The sequence below is a fragment of the Brevibacillus nitrificans genome, from assembly GCF_003710965.1.
Taxonomy (GTDB): Bacteria; Bacillota; Bacilli; order Brevibacillales; family Brevibacillaceae; genus Brevibacillus; species Brevibacillus centrosporus.
Map to the genome: position 1 here is coordinate 273,074 of NZ_RHHU01000003.1, position 21,460 is coordinate 294,533.

Sequence of the window (21,460 nt, forward strand, 5' to 3'; positions counted from 1 at the left end):
AGTAGAGGAGTTGGAAAGGCAGTGGCACGTTTTGGCCGATTGGTAACCGCCATGGTCACACCGTTTAACGATAAACTGGAGGTTGACTACGAAAAAACAGAACGCCTCATTGACCATCTTCTGGCAACAGGCAGTGAAGGGATTGTAGTCAGCGGAACCACAGGGGAGTCACCCACTTTATCTCGCGCGGAAAAGCTGGATTTGTTCAAGCATGTAGTCTCTTATGCAAAAGGCAAGTGTCATATCATTGCAGGTACGGGCAGTAACGATACCGCGTCTTCTGTCGAGTTTACACAGGCAGTTCAGTCTGTAGGTGTCGACGCGGTAATGGTGGTGGCGCCTTACTATAGCCGACCCTCACAGGAAGGGCTATACGGGCATTTCAAGAAAGTAGCGGAAGCATCAGAGCTGCCAGTTATGCTGTACAACGTACCAGGAAGAACAGCAGTGAACATGACTGCAGAGACGACATTGCGTCTGGCAGAGCTGCCCAATGTGGTTTGCATCAAGGAAGCCTCTGGCAATCTGTCGCAAATGGCAAAGATCATTGAACACGCTCCGGAGGGCTTTGAGCTGTACAGTGGGGATGACAGCTTAACGCTACCGACGCTTTCGATTGGCGGCGTCGGGATTGTAAGTGTAGCCAGTCATGTTGTAGGCCGCCAAATGACGGAAATGATGCAGTCATTTCTCGAAGGTGACCATACAGCGGCTGCCAGCCTGCACAGAAAGCTAATGCCCGTCTTCGAAGGACTGTTTGCCTATCCGAGCCCTGGACCAACGAAGGTGGCTCTGGCGAAGCTGGGTATCGAGGTTGGCGGGGTGCGTTTGCCTTTGGTTGAGTTAAATGAGCAGGAAAAATCTTTTGTGCATTCCTTGCTTGAACAGTGATTAGAAACATTGTGGTGCCAAGATGGCAGGTGTAGTCTTAGCTGTACTTATACCGGATAGGAATGGCAGCATTTCTATCTGCAGAACAACGAAAAAGAGCGGTTCCTTCGGGAATGGCTCTTTTTCCTTGTGTTCATGTTTTCACTTCGGGTATAATGATAACAAGTGATTTGGGGCGGTTTAATTGAGTGGACATGACAACTAAATATAGGAGGTTACACGTTTTGGCAAAGTCGAATCACTCTGTTCTCATTTTCGCCCTGGGCGGAGTCGGCGAAATTGGGAAGAACATGTACGTGGTACAAACCGAGGAAGACATCGTAGTGATTGATGCCGGTTTGAAATTCCCTGAAGAGGAAATGCTGGGAATTGATATGGTAATTCCGGATATCTCTTACCTCGAGGAGCATCGCGACAAGGTTCGGGGGATTATTGTAACGCACGGACACGAAGACCATATCGGTGGCCTCAGTTATGTACTGAAGCACCTGAATGTACCAGTCTATGCAACAAAACTTACCCTGGGACTTATTGATGCAAAATTAAAAGAAGCGGGCATCCTAAATGACACCAAGCGCGTTTTGATCAACGGTGAATCGGAGATCGTTCTCGGCAAGGTAAAAGCAACCTTTTTCCGGGTAAATCACAGCATTCCTGACTGTGTCGGGGTTTGCTTGGAAACACCGGAAGGGTATGTGGTCCACACGGGGGACTTCAAATTTGATCAAACGCCGGTTAACAATCAGACAGCCGATCTTGCAAAAATGGCGATGATTGGGGATCGTGGTGTGCTCTGTCTTCTTTCTGACAGTACGAATGCCGAGCGGCCCGGTTTTACCGGATCGGAACGTTCCGTCGGCATCGCGTTAAAAGACGTGTTCAGTAAAGCTACTGGACGCATTATCATTTCTACCTTTGCATCCAACGTACATCGAATTCAGCAAGTCGTGGATGCAGCTGTTCAATTCAATCGAAAACTGACGGTTGTCGGTAGAAGTATGCAAAATGTCATCAACATCAGTCGTGATTTAGGCTATCTGCACGTTCCTGAAGGGCTTATTGTTGATACAGATGAAATTAATAAATTGAATGCTGAACAAGTGGCTATTTTGTCAACTGGAAGCCAAGGAGAGCCCATGTCTGCGCTCACTCGAATGGCCCGATCCGCCCATCGGAAAATTGACATCCTTCCAGGTGACACCGTTATTATCGCTGCTACTCCCATTCCAGGGAATGAGAAATATGTGGCAAGAACAATTGATCAACTATCTCGCATCGGTGCCGATGTCATTTACGGCGGCCATGGACCAAACGGAACCGTCCACGTCTCCGGTCATGGCAGTCAGGAAGAACTGCGTCTGATGCTCAACTTGATGAAGCCGAAGTACTTCATCCCTATTCACGGCGAGTATCGTATGCTGAAGACCCATTCGCTCTTGGCGGAGCAGGTCGGTGTACCAGAGGAAAACATCTTCTTGCTGGACAACGGCGATACGGTAGAAATCTCTGGCGGCAGAGCTCGCTACGGACCAAAAGTGCAAGCGGGGAATGTCCTCATTGACGGTTTGGGTGTAGGGGATGTAGGAAACATCGTACTCAGAGATCGTAAGTTACTCTCGCAAGATGGAATTCTGGTAGTTGTCGTTACACTCAGTAAACAAAATGGCACGATTTTGTCTGGTCCTGATATCATTTCACGCGGATTTGTTTACGTTCGTGAATCCGAGGAATTGCTGGATGAGGCAAATCGCATAGTGACCCAAACACTTGTCAAATGCATGGAAGAAAACGTAAATGAGTGGTCATCACTTAAAAATAATGTCAAGGAAGCATTAGGACGTTATTTGTACGAACAAACGCGTCGTCGTCCAATGATCCTGCCCATTATCATGGAAGTGTAAGAAAACAGAATCACGGAGCCGAGAACCCTCGATGTATAGGGGATCTCGGCTTTTTTCATTTTGCTGCCAAAGGTGCATTATTTTCCCTCACCCAAACCATACTACAGAAGAAAGTGAGGGAGGATCATTCATGTCAAAGCAACAATTCACCGATTATTTGAATCGGCCGCCTTTTGCAAGTGCCATGACGAAAATGCAAAGTTCTCCGCCGCCATCTCCTGCGGAGGAGCAAGAGCCGAATCCCGCCCCGCCTGCAGAAGCGCCAGGGCCTGAAGATCCTAAGAAAAAACTGCTTGACTCCATCACGCAGTTGGGACAGACGAACGTCCCACAGCTGGAAAGCAATATCTATTGTATGAGTATTATCGGGCAAGTAGAAGGTCACATCCAATTACCACCACAAAATAAGACAACCAAATATGAGCATCTCATCCCGCAGCTTGTCGCAGCCGAACAAAACAGCAAGATTGAGGGTGTGCTTGTCATTCTCAACACGGTAGGCGGTGATGTGGAGGCGGGCTTGGCGATTGCCGAGATGGTGTCTTCGCTCTCAAAGCCGGTGGTAACCTTGGTGCTCGGTGGCGGACACAGCATCGGTGTGCCGATCGCAGTAGCAGGTACATACTCATTTATTGCCGAAACGGCAACGATGACGATTCACCCTATTCGCTTGACGGGGCTCGTGATCAGCGTGCCGCAAACCTTTGAGTATCTGGATAAAATGCAAGATCGCGTAGTCAGCTTTATCGCCCGGCACTCCAAAATCTCTGAACAGCAATTCCGCGAATTAATGACGCGAACAGGCGAGTTGACCCGTGATATCGGGACCAATGTCATTGGCGCGGATGCAGTCAAGTACGGACTGATTGATGAAGTAGGTGGACTTGGCAGCGCACTTAAAAAGCTCAATGAGCTGATGGAAAACGCACGTAAAGGCAAAGATGAGGTGCTGCAATGATCCTGCATTCCGTGATGCCTTCCGAAACGGTATTTGCCAACATGGATCTGGTCGAGAAGCAAGAGCTCAAGGAGGTAACATTCGGGCATGCCACGATGCTGGTGGAGCAGACAGGTCCTTTCGAAGGAAAGATTGTCAGGCTCATCAGCCCAGACCCGCAGGACTACCTGAAACCTCACTTCGCACCAGGCCAGACTGTTCAATTCCAGCCAGAGTGGAACTCCTAAGAAGTCCTGTATTTCTATGAATTTCCTGTGTTATACTAGATGTGTACGAACAGCAGCCGAACAGCGGACGGCTGCCTTTTTACCATTTGGTGTACATATCAGAAATATAGGAAAAGGAGGCGTGCCATCTGAGTAGAAGAAAAAGGGAGCAGTCGCAAGCGGCATTGGCCTCGGTCGTCAAAATAGAACTGCTGGGGCTAATCGTCATTGTCCTATCTTTGATCGGGCTGTTGGAAAGCGGATGGCTGGGGAAAAACATTCTCGCATTCCTCTTCCGTTTTATAGCTGGGTCTTGGGATTTTCTCATTCCAGTCCTTCTGATTGGAATGGCGCTCCACATGATGTTTACGAGGAAGGCGCCGCGGTTGACTTACCGCGTGCTTGGCATCGTCCTGATCGCTATGGCAATTTGCACATGGGATCATATGATTCTCTACAAGCAAGTCACGGCGGACGGCAAGTTTGCAGAGCAGAGCATCCTTCGCATTACGTGGGACAGGCTGTGGCTGGATCATAGTCAGAAGGTATCCACAACCGGCGTTGGCGGAGGGATGCTGGGGGGAATCGTCTTTGCGATCAGCAATGGTCTGGTAGGAACGATCGGTACCGGTTTGATTATTGTCTTTCTGTTTTTGGTCGGTATCATGTTCTTGTTCAACCTGTCGTACGTGAATATTCTCATGTTCCTGCGCGACAAAATGGCACAAATGTATGGAAAAGCAAAGGATACCGTTAAGGATTCAGTCCAGCTCCTGCAGGAGGAAAATGACAAGCGCAAGCAAGAAGCCAAGGAAGCCCGAGAGGCACGTAAGGCGAAACAGGAAACCGAGACAGGTGCTGCGATCGTGGTTCCCATCATTCACGATATTCACAATCAAGAAGCCAGGCAGCCGCATGGAATGTCAGAGGATGGCTCCGCAGCGATCGCACCCGTCATTAAGGATTTCACAGATCGAATCGCGATGGAGGAAGAGGGAGAAGCAGCTCCACAACCAAGTCGCGCAGCGAGCAAGCAAGCAGCAAAGCAGGAAATCACTTTCTCCCTGGAAGGGGAGGAAGAGATATTTGGCACATTGGAAAAGGACGAATCACAGCCTGCAGTGCCTTATGAGCTGCCAAGTCTGCTAATGCTTTCCCGTCCCAAGGCAAGCGGGGCAGGAAAAGAGGTGGACCACACTTCCAATGCGAACAAGCTCGTCCAAACCTTGAAAAGCTTTGGCGTGAGTGCGACTGTCTCCGAAGTACATCGGGGACCGGCCGTAACGCGTTATGAAGTGCAGCCAGCAGTAGGCGTAAAAGTCAGCCGGATTGTCAGCTTGACGGACGACCTGGCACTGGCATTGGCGGCAAAAGATATTCGGATCGAAGCTCCCATTCCAGGCAAATCGGCGATCGGGATTGAAGTGCCGAATTCGGAGGTCGCCGTCGTGTCCCTGCGCGAGGTGCTCGAGTCATCCGAGTATCAGGATGCACCTGGGAAGCTCACAGTGGCGCTGGGAAGAGATATTTCAGGCGAACCGATCGTGGCAGACCTGACCAAAATGCCTCACTTGCTGGTAGCTGGTGCGACCGGTAGTGGTAAATCCGTATGTATCAACGGGTTGATTATGAGTATTCTGTTCAAGGCAAAGCCAGAGGAAGTCAAGCTCATGATGGTTGACCCCAAAATGGTTGAGCTGAACGTCTACAATGGGATCCCGCACTTGCTGGCTCCCGTAGTTACGGACCCGCGCCGGGCTTCTGTTGCCTTGAAAAAGGTAGTAGCAGAGATGGAACGCCGCTACAATCTGTTTGCCAAAACGGGCAGCCGAAATATTGAGATGTACAATGCGCAGGTAGAAGGAGCTCCACTGCCGTACATTGTCGTAATCGTAGACGAGTTGGCCGACTTGATGATGGTCGCTCCGGGAGAAGTCGAGGACGCGATCTGCCGACTGGCCCAAATGGCGCGTGCATCCGGCATACATCTGATCATTGCTACACAGCGTCCTTCGGTAGACGTGATCACAGGGGTCATCAAGGCGAACATTCCGTCCCGCATTGCTTTTGGTGTTTCTTCAATGGCGGATTCCCGAACCATTTTGGACATGGGGGGAGCAGAAAAGCTGTTGGGCAGAGGAGATATGCTCTCACTGCCGATGGGTGCTTCCAAACCGGTACGTGTCCAAGGGGCGTTCGTATCCGATAAGGAAGTGGAGGAAGTCGTTCGCTTCGTGAAAGAGCAACAAGAGGTGCGCTATAACGAGGAAATGATCCCGGGTGACGTGCAGGAAGAGCAGCAGCCTGTGGTTGATGATGAACTGTACGACCAGGCTGTGCAAATAGTCTCGGAAGCGCAGACGGCCTCCGCATCGCTGCTGCAGCGTCGATTGCGTGTGGGATATACGCGTGCAGCACGGCTGATTGACATGATGGAGGCACAAGGTGTAGTGGGGCCTTATGAAGGCAGTAAACCGCGGGAAGTCAGACTTCCAAGGCCTTCCATCGAAAGTAATATCTCTTGATAGGCGAATAGGCTTGGGTACGTATTCAGAACAATGGGCGTGTAGTCACACAAATCTTTATGTTTCTGCACATTTATTCATAAATATTTGGCTTGCATGATACACGCCCCTAGGTTAAAATTTTTACGAGATTGAAGGAAATTGTTGTATCGTTTCCCATACGAATCAGAGGTCTGACGTCCTACCTGTTGGGATGGCTAATGGACAGCAGGAGTGAATGACAATGAGCATCAAAGGCAATGTTCGATCGCTTTGTCTCTTGGTAATGGACAAAATCAAGGGAGATATCGAGTCAGGGGACTTGCGACCAGGTGAACGACTCCCTTCCGAGGCAGAACTGTCAAAACAGTTAGGCGTTAGCAGGGCGACTCTTCGAGAAGCACTGCGTCTTCTAGAAGAAGAGAAGATTGTCATTCGTCGGCATGGAGTTGGCACCTTTATCAATGCAAAACCTGTTTTTTCAGGTGGAATTGGGGAACTCTTTAGTGTGACGGATGCGATTGAGCGTCAAGGGTATGCAGCGGGCACGATGATCCTGAAAACATCCTTTGGCGAGTCTGCTGAAGAAGAGCGAAAAAAACTGTCACTGAATCCGGGCGAAGGCGTGCTGATTGTGGAGCGCATTCGTACGGCTGATGGGGAGCCTGTGGTCTATTGTGTTGACCGCATTCCCGCACACCTGGTTCCAGAGGGCTACACTGCTGTAGGAGAGTCTATCTTTAAATGGCTCGAGAGTGCGACGGGGCTTCGTATTGCTTACGCTGTAGCTGAGATTGAACCCATGGGCTACAATGAAAAGGTTTCCAATCTGCTACATTGTGACAAGTCTACGCCGCTTCTCTTGCTCAAACAGATTCATTACGACGAAAGCGAGCGGCCTGTTCTCTACTCCCATAACTACTTCAGGGCCGACAAGATTCACTTTCACGTCGTACGGAGACGGTTGTAACCGTGGGGGCGACCTCACTCAACAATTTCATTCGACTAAAAACAGGGGGTATTCTCAGATGAAGAAAGTTCTTTCTGTGCTGTCTGTGACAGCTCTCAGCCTGTCTCTCGTTCTGGCTGGGTGTGGTAGCAAACCAGAAGCACAACCACAAGGTCAAGCAGGTGGGGCAACTGGCGGAGCAGCAGGTGGTGCAGCACCAACCGTAAAAATCGGTATGGTAACCGACGTTGGCGGGGTAAACGACAACTCCTTCAACCAAAGCGCATGGGAAGGTCTGCAAAAACTGCAAACTGACCTGAACCTGCCGAAAGACAACGTAAACTATCTTCAATCCACTAGCGATGCTGATTATGTACCAAACCTGACTCAATTTGTTAAAGACAAATGGGATCTGACTTGGGGTATCGGCTTCCTGATGGGAGACCACCTGAAAAAAGTGGCAGATGAAAACAAAGATGCAAAACTTGCGATCATTGACGCAGAAGTAGACGCTCCAAACGTGGAATCCGTTCTGTTTAAAGAGCATGAAGGTTCCTTCCTGGCTGGGGTAGTTGCTGCGAAAATGACCAAAACCAAAACAGTTGGTTTTGTAGGCGGCGTTGAGATCCCAGTAATCAAGCGTTTCGAACTCGGCTTTGAAGCTGGGGTAAAAGCAGTAGATCCAAGCGTAAAAGTATTGAAAGTATACACAGGTGCATTTGACAAACCAGACCTCGGTAAATCCACTGCATCCCAAATGTACGGTCAAGGCGCTGATATCATCTTCCACGCTTCCGGCGGAACTGGTGACGGTGTGTTTAACGAAGCAAAAGACCGTAAAGCAAAAGGCGAAAATGTATGGGTAATCGGTGTTGACAAAGACCAATCCCTGACTTTCGGTGATGAAGTAACTCTGACTTCCATGGTTAAACGTGTTGACGAAGCAGTTTACCGCGTTTCCAAAGACCTGATCGACGGTAAATTCCAAGGCGGTATCAAATGGCTGGGTCTGGCTGAAGACGGCGTTGGTCTCGCATCCACTTCCAACAAAAACGTTCCTGAAGACGTTTTGAAGCTGGTTGATGAGTACAAGCAAAAAATCGTTAAAGGCGAAATCACAGTACCTGAAAAATAATTAATTGAAGCTGCAAACGGACAAGGCTAGTTCGAGCAACTAGCCTTGTTCTTTACCTTCAAACTAGACCCACAAAAACGGGGGGAACATGGTTGAATCCGGTAAAGAGTGTTGTTGAGATGCGAGGAATTACCAAACGTTTCCCAGGAATCGTTGCGAACGATAGCATCACGCTATCTGTTAAGCAAGGGGAAATTCACGCCCTTCTCGGGGAGAATGGGGCAGGCAAGTCTACACTGATGAATATTTTATTTGGTCTTTATCAACCTGATGAAGGCGAAATCCTTATCAATGAAACACCGGTAAAAATCACAAATCCCAATAAAGCAAACGAGCTTGGTATTGGAATGGTGCATCAGCATTTCATGTTGGTTGAAACTTTCACGGTAACAGAAAACATTGTATTAGGAAATGAACCGAAAAACGGGTTGAAGATAGATATCAAAACCGCCGAAAAGGCCGTGGAGCAGCTATCCAATCAATACGGATTAAAAGTAGATCCACGAGCCAAGATCCAGGACATTTCGGTAGGGATGCAGCAGCGGGTTGAGATTTTGAAAACGCTGTATCGGGGTGCAGATATCCTGATTTTCGATGAACCGACTGCCGTTTTGACCCCTCAGGAAATCAATGAGCTGATCGAAATCATGCATAATTTGGTCAAAGAAGGTAAGACCATTATTCTCATTACACACAAGCTGAAAGAAATCATGGCCGTGTGTGATGCGTGTACTATCATTCGCAGAGGGAAAGTCATTGACTCTGTTCTGGTCAAAGAGACGAATCCGGATGAATTGGCAGCCAAGATGGTAGGTCGCGAGGTCAACTTCCGAGTAGACAAGCAGGCGGCTCAACCAAAAGAGACTATTCTGGCAGTAGAAAACTTGACTGCTCTCGGAAATCGTGGGGTCAACGCCCTGAACAATCTCAGTTTGGAAGTTCGAGCGGGAGAGATTCTCGGCATTGCTGGGGTTGATGGCAATGGTCAAAGTGAGCTGATCGAAGTTTTGACCGGACTCCGGAGGGCTTCAAGCGGTCGTGTACTTCTGAATGGGAAAGAAATCACCAATCAGACACCGCGCAGTATCTCGGAATCAGGCTTGTCCCACATTCCAGAAGATAGACATAAGCGCGGATTGATCCTGGATTTCACTATGAGCGAGAACATGGTAATGGAAACGTACTTCCATCCGACTTTTAACAAGAACGGATTTCTCGATTATGGCGCTATTGACAAGCACGCGGCCAAACTCATTGAAGAATTTGACGTTCGTACACCGAGCATTTACACACCTGCGCGTGCCCTGTCTGGTGGGAACCAGCAAAAGGCGATTATCGCTCGCGAGGTTGACAAAAATCCAGATCTTTTGATCGCTGCCCAGCCAACACGCGGTTTGGACGTAGGTGCGATCGAGTTCATTCATCGCCGTTTGATCGAACAACGTGACAAAGGAAAGGCAGTTTTGCTGCTCTCGCTTGAGCTGGATGAGGTCATCAATGTTTCCGATCGCATTGCCGTTATTTATGAAGGAAACATCGTAGGGATCGTCGATGCGAAAGCGACAACGGAGCAAGAGCTTGGCCTGTTGATGTCCGGCGGAAAACGGATGCAAGGAGGGGGAAACGATGAATAGAGTTATTGCCGTTTTTACAAAAGAGTCGTTTCTCGTCCCGCTTGTTGCGATTATTCTCGGACTGCTGACGGGTGCGATCGCAATGCTGGCAGGGGGATTCAATCCGATCAAGGCTTACATGTCGCTCCTTGAAAAAGTATTCGGTAACGCATATAACTTTGGGGAAACGATCCGCCAGATTACCCCATTGATTTTTACGGGGCTTTCCGTGGCGTTTGCCTTTCGTACCGGATTGTTCAATATCGGTGCAGAGGGACAATTCATCGTCGGGATGATCGCCTCCACAGCAGTTGGTGTATCCATGGATCTGCCTGCTTACATCCACGCTCCTCTCGCGATTATTGCAGGGGCTGTTGCGGGTGGCTTGTGGGGCTCCATTGCGGGGTATTTGAAAGCGGCCCGCGGCGTAAATGAAGTCATTACAAGCATCATGCTGAACTGGGTAGCACTCTACCTGGCAAACTGGATCATGAATGCGTTTTTCGTACCATCTGGGCAGCAACGCTCAGAAATGATCCACGACTCGGCGATCATTACGATTGGCTGGTTGTCCACGATGTTTGACAGTGCGCGTTTGCACTGGGGAACCTTGATTGCGGTGCTTGCTGCCATTTTCTTTTACGTTATCCTTTGGAAAACGAAATCCGGCTATGAACTGCGTGCAGTAGGGTTGAACCCGCATGCGTCTGAGTACGCAGGTATGAACGTCAATCGCAACGTCGTGAAAGCGATGTTCATTGGCGGGATGTTTGCTGGGATTGGTGGAGCTTGCGAGATTCTGGGTGTCTTCCACTACCAAGCCATCATGACAGCTCAACCAGGGTATGGCTTCGATGGTATCGCCGTTGCCCTGATTGGTGGTAACACACCTCTTGGCGTCGTACTAGGAGCTATTCTGTTTGGTATTCTTACATTCGGGGCAGCCGGTATGAAGTTCGGAGCGGGCGTACCTGTTGAACTGATTCGTGTCGTGATCGCATCTGTCATTTTCTTTGTGGCGGCGCACGGCATCGTGAAGATTTTTGTGAAACCTATCATGAAGAAGAAAAAGGAAGGTGGAAACTGATGGATTGGGGATTAATTGCAAGTAACCTCGTTCATGATACCATCGTGTTTTCCACTGCCTTGATTTTTGCGTCGTTGGGTGGTCTTTATTCAGAGCGATCGGGTGTTGTGAACATCGCTTTGGAGGGGATGATGATTATCGGGGCGTTTACCGGTGCTGTCATCACCTATGCCTTTCAGGACTCCTTTGCTGGTGGAGCCCCTTGGATTGGATTTTTAGCTGCAGGGATTGCCGGTGCCATTTTTGCACTCCCTCATGCTGTAGCATCCGTGACCTTCAAAGCTGACCAAACGGTGAGTGGGGTAGCGCTCAACTTCCTGGCAGCGGGATTGTCTGTTTATTTGACAAAGATCATTTTTAACGGAGCAGGTCAAACGACTACGCTGTCCAGCGTTTTTGGCAAGTGGAGCATTCCTGTTCTGCACGATATTCCTTACTTGGGACATGCCATTTTTGAAGCGTATCCGACGAGCTACCTTGCGTTTATCATGGTGTTTTTCACATGGTATCTTGTATTTAAAACGCCATTTGGTCTGCGATTGCGTGCTGTGGGTGAACATCCACGGGCGGCAGATACGGTCGGGATCAATGTGAAAAAGATGCGCTACATGGCTGTCATGATTAGCGGAGCTTTGGCTGCTTGGGGAGGAGCGACAATCTCTCTGACAACTACCTCCAACTTTTCTCACAACACTGTATCGGGCCAAGGCTTTATTGCGATTGCGGCGTTGATTTTCGGGAAGTGGCATCCAGCTGGTGCGATGGGAGCAGCGCTGTTCTTCGGTGTAGCTCAGGCGATCAAGTCGCTGGTGCAAATCTTCGGATTGACGAAGTATGTGCCAACGGAGTTTATCTTCATGCTGCCGTACGTATTGACGATCCTCGTGATGGCAGGACTGGTTGGTCGCTCCAATGCACCTGCGGCACTGGGTAAACCATACGATACAGGCTCTCGTTAGTTGACATAATTTGCGTCTAGAACCGTCTTCTTTCCCTGTGAGATAATGCTCTATGTAGCATTGCGCGGGGAGGGATTTAGATGAACCGCTGTTTACATAAAAACAGCATTCGTCTGTGGACAAAGGTTCTAGGCGCTTTTTTTATTTGTCTGGGACTGGGTATAACTGTTCCGAATGCAACAGGACCTGCTTTTGCAGCAGAGCCTGGACCTGTCATTTCGCTGGTAATTGACGGGAAAGGAATCAGCACGGACGTACAGCCGATCCGTCAAAATGGTCGGATGCTTGTACCGATTCGAGTGATCGCAGAAAAAACGGGTGCAAATGTAACCTATGAAGCGGATACACGTCAGGTGACTGTTACCGAAAAAGGCAAGCGAGTGGTCTTGCTTCTAGACAGTCGGACAGCGTATGTCGATGGGAAACGGGTTACACTCGATGCTCCTGCCATGGTCGTCAATAAGCGAACAGTAGTCCCAATCCGCTTTGTCAGTGAGGCCATGGGGTATCAGGTTTATTGGGATAACAAATCGCAAGTGGCGATGATTCAAACAAAGCCTGTTGAGGATACGGCAGCAGTGATTGAATATGCAAAAAATCCTTACGTCGTGCAGGCAGGGGACACAATAAGCGAAATTGCAAATAGTCACGACACCACTGTAGAAGAGGTTAAAAAGAACAATTATTTGTCTACAGACTTTTTGACCATTCAGCAATTGCTGTTTTTGCCGGAAGGTTCCCGCAAAGCCGCCCATCCGCTTTCAAAAGAAGTAGGCGACAGTCGGCTGCTCGATGACAAGTACTACTTTCCTTTTTCGGAGGCAAGCTGGTACGAGCCATACGGGGACAGCTTCGGTTCTGATCGGGAATGGACAGAGAGCAACGACGGAAGTGTCCGTAATCACGAGGGCATCGACATCATGGCTCCTAAGGGAACACCGGTATATTCGGTATCAAACGGGACAATCAATCGAGTAGGCTGGAATACGTATGGGGGATGGCGAGTCAATATTACGGATGAAGACGGTCGTTTCCGGATGTATTATGCACACTTGAGCGCATATGTTCCTGGCTTGAAGGTCGGGGGTACCGTGCGAGCTGGCCAGCTCATTGGATTTGTGGGGGATACTGGCTACGGAGGACCGGGTACAGCTGGGATGTTTGATTCGCATCTCCACTTCGGACTTTATCAAAACAGCAACGGAAAAGCAGTAGATCCTTATTACTATTTGCGCTACTGGGAACAAAATAAATTGGAGAATCCCATCTCGTAACGGGACAAACTAACAGCGTAATCCTTTTTTAGATAAGGAGGGCTCTGCATGTGGGTTTGCCCGTATTGTGGGGGAAATCACGGACTTCCCTTTCATGATGAACATTTGGATGGTATGCTTTGTCTTTCCGATGACTGCGGACGATTTGTAGAAGAGACGGCCATCGAGGACGAGCGGACGGAATGGGACTATAGTGATTTGTGAGAAAAAGGAGCGATGGTGCTCCTTTTTCTTTTTTTTGTTGCATAAATTGCAAAATAGGACGATAAAATGCACTTCGCGATGAAGTTTCGCATGCTTGATGGCCTGTCAATTGGTTACAATAGAGGAGAGTACGCTGATGGAGAAGGGAGATAGAGCAATGGCTGCGAACATAACGGATATCGCGTTTCAAAGTACCCAGATTCATGGGATGAATGTACATATTTTGCCAACGGGCAAATTCAAAACCACAACGATTGTGACCATGATCGAACAGGCTTTATCGGAGGAGACGGTAACAAAAACAGCTTTGCTCGCTATGGTCATGAAGCGGGCGAGTGCTCGTTTTCCTGAGACGAAGCTGCTGCGTGCTCACCTCGATTTTCTGTATGGAGCGATCTTTGATGTAGACGTTACGAAAAAGGGAGAACGGCAAATCCTTCAGATTTACATGGAAGTGCCGAACGAAAAGTATTTGTCCAAGGAGGATTCGCTCCTGGAGCAAGCGATCCAGTTCGTGGGCGATATGCTGACCAGACCTCATGTAGAGAACGGCGCATTCTTAGAAAAGTATGTCGCGCAGGAAAAGGAAACGCTTCGCAAGCGTGTGGAAAGCTTGATTGATGACAAAATGAAGTATGCGAACCAGCGGATCACCGAGGAAATGTGCAAGGGAGAGCCGTTTTCCTTGCTGATCCAGGGCAGAGTGAAGGATCTTCCTGCCATTACAGGGCAAGAGCTCTACACCTATTTCAAGCAGATTACTACAACAAACCCCATTAACATGTTTGTCGTAGGAGACGTTGCGCCAAAAGAGGTGGAGCAAGCGATCCAGAAGCATATTCCGCTGGAAAGATCACAGGTTGGGGCGCTCGAGATCAGCCAAGCTTCCGTAAAGGTTGCGGATGAGCGGGAAGTAATCGACCGCTTGGATGTCAACCAGGCCAAGTTGAACATCGGCTGCCGCACGCATATCACCTATAAAGACGAAGACTATCCGGCTTTGCTGCTATACAATGGCGTTCTTGGCGGTTTCCCGCACTCCAAGCTGTTCGTGAATGTACGGGAAAAGGAGAGCCTTGCCTACTATGCGGTCTCTCGTCTGGAAAGCCACAAAGGGATCATGATGATCATGTCAGGCATCGATGTAAACAAATATCAACGGGCTGTAGAGATTATCAAGCAGCAGATGGACTCTATGCGCCAGGGGAAGATCTCAGAAGAAGAAATGAGTCAGACAAGAGCGACCCTGTCCAACCAGTTCCGCGAGCTGCTCGACAGTGCGCGTGGAATGATCGAGTTTACCTACAACGGGCTGGTTAGCGGACGCAAGCGTCGTTTGGACGAATTGCTCAAAGGGATTGAAACCACAACGATTGAAGACATCAAAAAGGTAGCGGAGAAAGTGGAAATCGATACGATTTATCTGCTGCGCGACAAGAAGGGAGAGGCGTAATCGATGCAGACCACCAAATTTGAACAGGTCAACGAAACCGTTTACAACGAGACTTTGCCAAACGGGCTCCAGGTCTATCTTGTGCCAAAGCAGGGCTTTAGTAAGACCTATGCCGTTTTTACGACGAGATATGGCTCCATCGATAGTCATTTCCGCACAAGGAATGGTGAGGAAATCAACGTTCCGGATGGCATTGCCCATTTCCTCGAGCACAAGATGTTTGAGAAAAAAGATCGCGATGTCATGCATGAGTTCAGTAAAAACGGAGCATCGTGCAATGCGTTCACGAGCTTTAATCGGACGGCGTATCTCTTCTCCTGCACGGACAAATTGGATGACAACCTGAATCTGCTCTTGGACTACGTACAGGAGCCGTATTTTACGGATGCCAGCGTAGAGAAAGAGAAAGGGATCATCGGGCAGGAAATTACCATGTACGACGACAATCCTGACTGGAAGGTCTACATGAATCTCCTGAAAGCCATGTACAAGGACTATCCGATCCATATTGAAATAGCAGGGACGGTCGAAACGATTTCCCACATCACCAAAGAATACTTGTATCAATGCTACGAAACGTTTTACCATCCAGCCAACATGCTGCTGCTTGTAGTGGGGTCCTTTGAGCCAGAAGCGATCATGAAGCTGATTCGAGACAACCAATCGTCGAAAGAGTTTTCACCTGCACCACAGATCACACGGCTCTTTCCGACAGAACAGCCAGAGCCTGCCCAAGCAAAGATTGAGGCATCCTTGGCGGTCGGTCTGCCGAAGTGCATGATTGGCATTAAGGAAAGAGAGCAGGGCTTGACGAAGGAAGCCTTGTTAAAGCGGGATTTGACTACGAAACTGTTATTGGACATTGCGTTTGGCACCAGCTCCGCTGTGTACGAAAGACTGTACGACAGCGAGCTGATTACGGAAAGCTTTGATTTTGACTACAGCAGCGAACAGGATTATGCGTATACCATCATGGGCGGTGATACGCCGGATCCTGAAAAGCTGGTGCAGACAATCCAGGCAGAGATAGAGCAGCTGAAGCAAAAAGGAATCGACCAGGATGACTTTGAGAGAGCCAAGCGGAAGAAGATCGGAAATTTCTTGCGTTCGCTCAACTCAGTTGAGTTTATCGCAAATCAGTTTACGAGCTTTAAGTTCAACGGGAACGATCTCTTTACCGTAGTGCCGACGCTCGAGTCGATCACACGCGAAGACGTGGAAAAACGCTTGCACGAGCATTTTGCCAGCGGGCAGATGGCCGTATCCATTGTGCGTTCCGCTTCGCCACAGGAGTAGTGAATTCAGATGAATCAACAGACGCCATGGGCGTTAGTGACGGGAGCTTCCGGTGAGCTCGGGCAGGCGATCGCAGCTTGTCTGGCTCATGCGGGAGTCCCGCTTTATTTGCATTACTATCAATCCGAGCACAAGCTGAATGGACTCGTTCAGCTGTGCCAGCAGCTTGGCATCCCTTTTTTCAAAGTGCAGGCAGATTTGCGTGACCCGCATCAAATTACGGCCATGTTTCAGCAGATGGCGATTGCGCCACTGCTTACTGTCAACAACGCTTCTGCGGATCATATCGGGCTTTTTTCCGATGTCTCGGTTGCGCAGTTCGATGAGCTGGTGGCTGCCAATGTGCGTTCCGCTTTTCTCGTTACGCAAGCCGCTCTGCCGGCCATGCTTCGTGAAAGGTATGGGCGTATCGTAAATATATCCTCCATTTGGGGCATGACGGGCGGTTCCTGTGAAGTCCTGTATTCTCTGACAAAAGGCGCTGTTAATACATTTACGAAGGCTCTGGCAAAAGAGCTGGCGCCCAACGGAATTACGGTCAATGCAGTGGCTCCTGGTGCTATTTCTGGGGGCATGATGGAGCGCTTCTCCCCGGATGAGCTGGAGATGATCGCAGAAGAAATTCCTGCGAACCGGCTGGGTCAGCCAGCGGAAGTAGCGGCTGTCGTCCGCTTTCTGCTGTCTAGGGAAGCGAGCTATGTAACAGGTCAGATCATCAGTCCGAATGGCGGCTGGTACACGTAAGCGGTAAGTATGTAAGGTCTGCATAATTCGTGAGTAGGAGTGGAATTCTACCTCTGTGTGGGCAGCAAGCTGTTCACAACGTACTTAAGGAGGGAATTCCTATGTCAGTTCTTGACAATTTTCGCGACTGGAAAGAGTTTCTCGGTGATCGCGTAGAGCAAGCGAAGCAAGCAGGTATGGAAAGTGATACCCTGCAAAATGTTGCTTACCAAATCGGCGGTTATCTCTCGGAACAAGTGGATCCGAAGAACGACCAGGAGCGTCTGCTCAAGCAGCTTTGGGATGCTGGAGACCCACAGCAACAGCAAGCTCTGGCGTCTTTGATGGTAAAGCTTGTACAAAATCCAGAAAACATTAATCGTGGCAGTTAACCTTTAAATCCCCTATTTTGGGGATTTTTCTTTTCCCGGATTGTCGATTGATGGGAAAGTGATATACTACATAAGAAGAGAATCTGTATGTCGGAGAGGAATGCATATGGAAGCAATAAAAGAATGGTATATGGAGTATGAGATCGCTCGCAACCGACCTGGTTTGCTCGGGGACGTCGCTTCTATTCTGGGGATGTTGAACATTAACATCGTGACCATCAATGGTGTAGATACCATGCGAAGAGGCATGCTGCTGCTGACGGACGACGATGAAAAAATTGAGGTATTGCGCAACGTTGTACAAAAAATGGACAACATAACCATAACGAGGCTGCGTCCGCCAACCATGCTTGACCGCTTGGCTGTTCGTCATGGTCGCTATATCGAGCGCGACAGCGAGGACAAAAAAACGTTTCGCTTTGTTCGCGAAGAACTGGGTCTGCTGGTTGACTTTATGTCGGAAATCTTGAAAAGAGAAGGCCACCAATTGATTGGGATTCGGGGAATGCCTCGCGTTGGAAAGACAGAATCTATGATCGCAGCCAGCGTCTCCGCCAACAAAAGATGGACGTTTATTTCCTCTACTCTTCTGCGTCAAACGGTAAGAAGTTCTCTTGCCATTGATGAAATGTCTACCGATCATGTATATTTGATAGATGGCATTGTGTCGACGCTTCGTTCTACGGAAAAGCACTACACTTTGCTTCGGGAAATCATGAATTTCCCAGCCGCGAAAATTATTGAGCACCCGGATATTTTTGTGAGAGAGTCGGAATATGAGCTGTCCGATTTCCATTACATTATTGAGCTTCGCCATCATCCGGACGAGGAAATTACCTACGAATTAATCAATAATCGCGGCTTTGATAATTTTGAAATGAATTAAGGAGGGGCAGCTGTGTCTGAGCTTGGTCAAGTACTACAAAGGGCCCGCGAAGAAAAAGGAATCACGCTCGACGACATCCAACGTATCACAAAGATACAGAGACGTTATTTGGAAGCCATTGAGAGGGGTCATTTTCACGTACTTCCTGGCCACTTTTACGCGCGTGCGTTCATAAAGAGTTACGCGGAAGCTGTTGGTCTCGATCCGAATCACATCATGAGTCACTTCCAGTCCGATTTGCCTGCCCAGCCACCTACCGAACAGGTAGAAAGACTGCGCCGCAGACGAGTCGCATCGACCAACAGCCCATTGCAGGCTGGCAGATGGGTAACCAAGACACTTCTCGTGTTGTTCATCGCCTTGATCATTGGCGTCATTTACATAGCTGCAGTGAACAACGGTGGCACAATGACACAGCCAGTTCCAGGTGGCACGGTCAACCCTGGTGCGGAGATCGTCACTCCTGGCAATGGTGGCGGTGGAGCAGCTACTTCGCCGATCGCTCAAACACCACAACCCCCAAGCAATGTCACACCGACCACGGATCCAGGAACGGTCACAACGGACCCCGTCACGGAAACCCCCAAGACGACGATTACATTCGAGTCTCAGCAAGGTTCCATGTACAATTACGCTGTTCAAGGTGAAGAGAAAATGACGGTCAAGCTGAAGGTAAAGGATGACCGCAGTTGGTTTGGCGTTTCTGAAGGGAAGGGCAAGAAGTACGTAGAAGAAGGCGAAATGAAAAAGGGCGAAGAGAAGACGATCGAGCTGGGTAAATCCGCTTATGTGCGTCTGGGTAAGCCTATGATGGTGGAGTTGACGGTGAATGGAGTCGTCGTGGATACTTCCAAAATGAAATCCATGCCGTCGAATATCACACTGAAAATGAAAGAGACTGCAGCTCAGTAGGCAGGCAAATGCTTGCCTTTCATTCTTTTGTCTCTTTTGACACTTCCTTTACGCTTATATTATACTGTATAGGTGTAATATGGGCTGGTGTGACCAATTGGAGGAAAAATGATGGCAGAGAAGGTAGGCTCGCGAGAAAAAGTAGCGATTGTAACATTGGGCTGTGAGAAGAATCTCGTGGATTCGGACATGATGGCCCATCTGATAGATGAAAAAGGCTATGAATTGGTTGATAACCCTGAGGAAGCAACCGTAGTCATCGTCAATACCTGTGGTTTCATTGATGCAGCCAAGGAAGAATCGGTGAACAAGATTCTCGAAATGGGTGAATTGAAGGAATCAGGCAAGCTCAAATCGCTTGTAGTGGCAGGCTGTCTTACTCAACGCTACAAAGAGGATATCTTGAACGAGATTCCTGAAGTAGACGGCATTGTCGGCACAGGCGATTTTATGTCGATTACAGGGATCATCGAAGAGTCATTAGCCGGGAAGCGCCCGATTTTTGTAGGCAATCCCATTTTCACCTATGAAGATGTAGTGAAGAGGAAAGTGAAGGAAGGTACCTATTCTGCATACATTAAGATTGCAGAGGGCTGTGACAATGCTTGTACTTTTTGCAGTATTCCTTTGATGCGCGGAGGATTTCGCAGCCGGACCATCGAATCCATTCTAGAAGAGGCTCGTCATCTCGCTGCACAAGGAATCGTCGAAGTTAGCTTGATCGCGCAGGATTCCACCAACTACGGTACCGACATCTACGATGGAAAACTCATGCTTCCAGAACTGTTGAACCGCTTGTCTGAGGTGGACGGAATCCAGTGGATCCGTCTTCATTATGCGTACCCTGGATTTTTTACGGATGAGTTGATTCACACATTCGCAACAAATCCAAAAGTGTGCAAATATGTGGATATGCCTCTGCAGCACTCGGAGGATCACATTCTGAAAAGGATGCGCCGTCCTGGCCGCCAGACTGATATTCGAAAACTGGTCGCGAAAATTCGTGAGCAAGTACCGGATGTTGCTCTGCGCACATCGTTGATCGTTGGTTTTCCAGGAGAAACGGAAGAAGACTTTGCCCGTCTGAGCGAGTTTGTCAAAGATATTCGTTTTGATCGACTGGGTGTATTTACGTATTCGAACGAAGACGATACACCTGCGTCCAGATTGCCAGATCATGTGGACGAGGACGTCAAAGAAAAGCGTGCCAACCAGCTGATGGAAATTCAGCGGGAAGTGGCAGGCGATCGGAACAGTCGCTTTGTTGGGCAGGTTCTGGATGTCTTGATCGAACGGTATGAAGGTCGTAATGACATTTACGTGGGGCGTACGCAATACGATGCTCCGGAAATTGACGGTGAAGTGTTCGTCTCCGGTTTTAAGGGGGAACTGGGCTCAATCGCAAAGGTCAAGATCACGCACTCCTTTGAATACGATTTAGCTGGGGAGGTAGTCTAGGTGAATCTCGCCAACCGCATCACCCTCGCCAGGATTTTCCTGGTGCCAGTACTTATGTTTTTTTTGCTGGTGCGTTACAACATCGGGACTTTTACGATTGGCAGCCTGACGATGACGTATAACGAGCTGATTGCGGCTTTGGTGTTTATCCTAGCAGCCAGTACGGACGGACTCGACGGATACATTGCCCGTAAACGGAAAATCGTAACGAACTTTGGCAAGTTCTTGGACCCACTCGCTGATAAGCTGCTCATCTCGGCTGCATTGATCTCGTTGGTAGAAATGCAACGGCTAGAAGCGTGGATTGCCATTGTCATCATCAGCAGAGAGTTTGCGGTGACAGGTCTGCGATTGATCGCCGCAGCTGAAGGGCAGGTTATCGCTGCCAGTGCGCTGGGTAAAATAAAGACATGGGTGCAGATTGTTGCGATTACAGTGGTTATGATTCGCAATTTCCCATTCGAATTCCTCGGCATTCCGTTCGATGAAGTAGCTACATGGGCAATGGTGATCATCACGATTTACTCCGGGTACGACTACTTTGCGAAGAATCGCAACGTTATCCAATACTCGTAATGCGGGTATTGGTCTCTTTTTTCACAAGGCTCTTCTCCAATACGGTTGTCGATGATAGACTGTTAGTTCAGAGGCTTTTCTAT

At 48.9% G+C, this 21,460-nt stretch carries 20 protein-coding genes; all 20 read left to right on the forward strand.

The annotated features are described in order from the left end of the window. Positions 1 to 21: 21 nt before the first annotated feature. The 20 genes from dapA (at position 22) to pgsA (ending at position 21,377) form a co-directional block, all read left to right on the forward strand. A complete protein-coding gene (gene dapA, locus EDM59_RS03255; RefSeq protein ID WP_122922306.1) occupies positions 22 to 891 on the forward strand; it encodes a 4-hydroxy-tetrahydrodipicolinate synthase in 870 nt (289 codons plus the stop codon). Between the two features lie 194 nt (positions 892 to 1,085). After that, a complete protein-coding gene (locus tag EDM59_RS03260) occupies positions 1,086 to 2,792 on the forward strand; it encodes a ribonuclease J (RefSeq protein WP_221176041.1) in 1,707 nt (568 codons plus the stop codon). Positions 2,793 to 2,922: 130 nt separating this feature from the next. Beyond that, on the forward strand, positions 2,923 to 3,750 hold the full coding sequence (locus EDM59_RS03265; RefSeq protein ID WP_122922308.1) for a ClpP family protease: 828 nt from the start codon (positions 2,923 to 2,925) through the stop codon (positions 3,748 to 3,750). After that, the gene (locus EDM59_RS03270) at positions 3,747 to 3,977 is read left to right on the forward strand and encodes a YlzJ-like family protein (protein WP_092266719.1); all 231 of its coding nucleotides are present in this window, start codon (positions 3,747 to 3,749) and stop codon (positions 3,975 to 3,977) included. The genes EDM59_RS03265 and EDM59_RS03270 overlap by 4 nt, the downstream gene beginning before the upstream one ends. Positions 3,978 to 4,105: 128 nt before the next feature. Then, positions 4,106 to 6,481, forward strand: coding sequence for an FtsK/SpoIIIE family DNA translocase (locus tag EDM59_RS03275; protein WP_122922309.1), 2,376 nt, complete (start codon positions 4,106 to 4,108; stop codon positions 6,479 to 6,481). 223 nt (positions 6,482 to 6,704) lie between these two features. After that, positions 6,705 to 7,430 (forward strand): GntR family transcriptional regulator, encoded by a 726-nt coding sequence (locus EDM59_RS03280; protein ID WP_092266721.1) that lies wholly within the window; start codon positions 6,705 to 6,707, stop codon positions 7,428 to 7,430. A 58-nt stretch (positions 7,431 to 7,488) separates the two neighbouring features. After that, a complete protein-coding gene (locus EDM59_RS03285) occupies positions 7,489 to 8,544 on the forward strand; it encodes a BMP family lipoprotein (protein ID WP_122922310.1) in 1,056 nt (351 codons plus the stop codon). Between the two features lie 119 nt (positions 8,545 to 8,663). Then, positions 8,664 to 10,178: an ABC transporter ATP-binding protein gene (locus tag EDM59_RS03290; protein ID WP_183192853.1), complete on the forward strand. Its 1,515-nt coding sequence runs from the start codon at positions 8,664 to 8,666 to the stop codon at positions 10,176 to 10,178. Beyond that, on the forward strand, positions 10,171 to 11,244 hold the full coding sequence (locus tag EDM59_RS03295; RefSeq protein WP_122922312.1) for an ABC transporter permease: 1,074 nt from the start codon (positions 10,171 to 10,173) through the stop codon (positions 11,242 to 11,244). The genes EDM59_RS03290 and EDM59_RS03295 overlap by 8 nt, the downstream gene beginning before the upstream one ends. Continuing rightward, positions 11,244 to 12,203, forward strand: coding sequence for an ABC transporter permease (locus tag EDM59_RS03300; RefSeq protein ID WP_092266725.1), 960 nt, complete (start codon positions 11,244 to 11,246; stop codon positions 12,201 to 12,203). The genes EDM59_RS03295 and EDM59_RS03300 overlap by 1 nt, the downstream gene beginning before the upstream one ends. An 80-nt stretch (positions 12,204 to 12,283) precedes the next feature. Further along, complete coding sequence (locus EDM59_RS03305; RefSeq protein ID WP_122922313.1) at positions 12,284 to 13,477, forward strand: stalk domain-containing protein; 1,194 nt, start codon at positions 12,284 to 12,286, stop codon at positions 13,475 to 13,477. Positions 13,478 to 13,525: 48 nt separating this feature from the next. After that, positions 13,526 to 13,681, forward strand: coding sequence for a hypothetical protein (locus EDM59_RS30925; protein ID WP_183192786.1), 156 nt, complete (start codon positions 13,526 to 13,528; stop codon positions 13,679 to 13,681). A gap of 157 nt (positions 13,682 to 13,838) precedes the next feature. Continuing rightward, positions 13,839 to 15,134: an EF-P 5-aminopentanol modification-associated protein YfmF gene (gene yfmF / locus EDM59_RS03310; protein ID WP_122923354.1), complete on the forward strand. Its 1,296-nt coding sequence runs from the start codon at positions 13,839 to 13,841 to the stop codon at positions 15,132 to 15,134. Positions 15,135 to 15,137: 3 nt separating this feature from the next. Further along, positions 15,138 to 16,430, forward strand: coding sequence for an EF-P 5-aminopentanol modification-associated protein YfmH (gene yfmH / locus EDM59_RS03315; RefSeq protein WP_122922314.1), 1,293 nt, complete (start codon positions 15,138 to 15,140; stop codon positions 16,428 to 16,430). 9 nt (positions 16,431 to 16,439) lie between these two features. Next, positions 16,440 to 17,174, forward strand: a complete 735-nt coding sequence (gene ymfI / locus EDM59_RS03320; RefSeq protein ID WP_122922315.1) for an elongation factor P 5-aminopentanone reductase — start codon at positions 16,440 to 16,442, stop codon at positions 17,172 to 17,174. Between the two features lie 101 nt (positions 17,175 to 17,275). Next, positions 17,276 to 17,545 (forward strand): DUF3243 domain-containing protein, encoded by a 270-nt coding sequence (locus tag EDM59_RS03325; RefSeq protein ID WP_122922316.1) that lies wholly within the window; start codon positions 17,276 to 17,278, stop codon positions 17,543 to 17,545. A 106-nt stretch (positions 17,546 to 17,651) separates the two neighbouring features. Beyond that, entirely contained in the window at positions 17,652 to 18,431 is a 780-nt protein-coding gene (locus EDM59_RS03330) for a YmfK family protein (protein WP_092266730.1), read from the forward strand. Positions 18,432 to 18,443: 12 nt separating this feature from the next. Beyond that, positions 18,444 to 19,343, forward strand: coding sequence for a helix-turn-helix domain-containing protein (locus tag EDM59_RS03335; RefSeq protein ID WP_092266731.1), 900 nt, complete (start codon positions 18,444 to 18,446; stop codon positions 19,341 to 19,343). A 111-nt stretch (positions 19,344 to 19,454) separates the two neighbouring features. Beyond that, positions 19,455 to 20,801, forward strand: coding sequence for a 30S ribosomal protein S12 methylthiotransferase RimO (rimO, locus tag EDM59_RS03340; protein ID WP_122922317.1), 1,347 nt, complete (start codon positions 19,455 to 19,457; stop codon positions 20,799 to 20,801). Then, positions 20,802 to 21,377, forward strand: coding sequence for a CDP-diacylglycerol--glycerol-3-phosphate 3-phosphatidyltransferase (pgsA, locus tag EDM59_RS03345; RefSeq protein ID WP_122922318.1), 576 nt, complete (start codon positions 20,802 to 20,804; stop codon positions 21,375 to 21,377). The last annotated feature ends 83 nt before the right edge of the window (positions 21,378 to 21,460 follow it).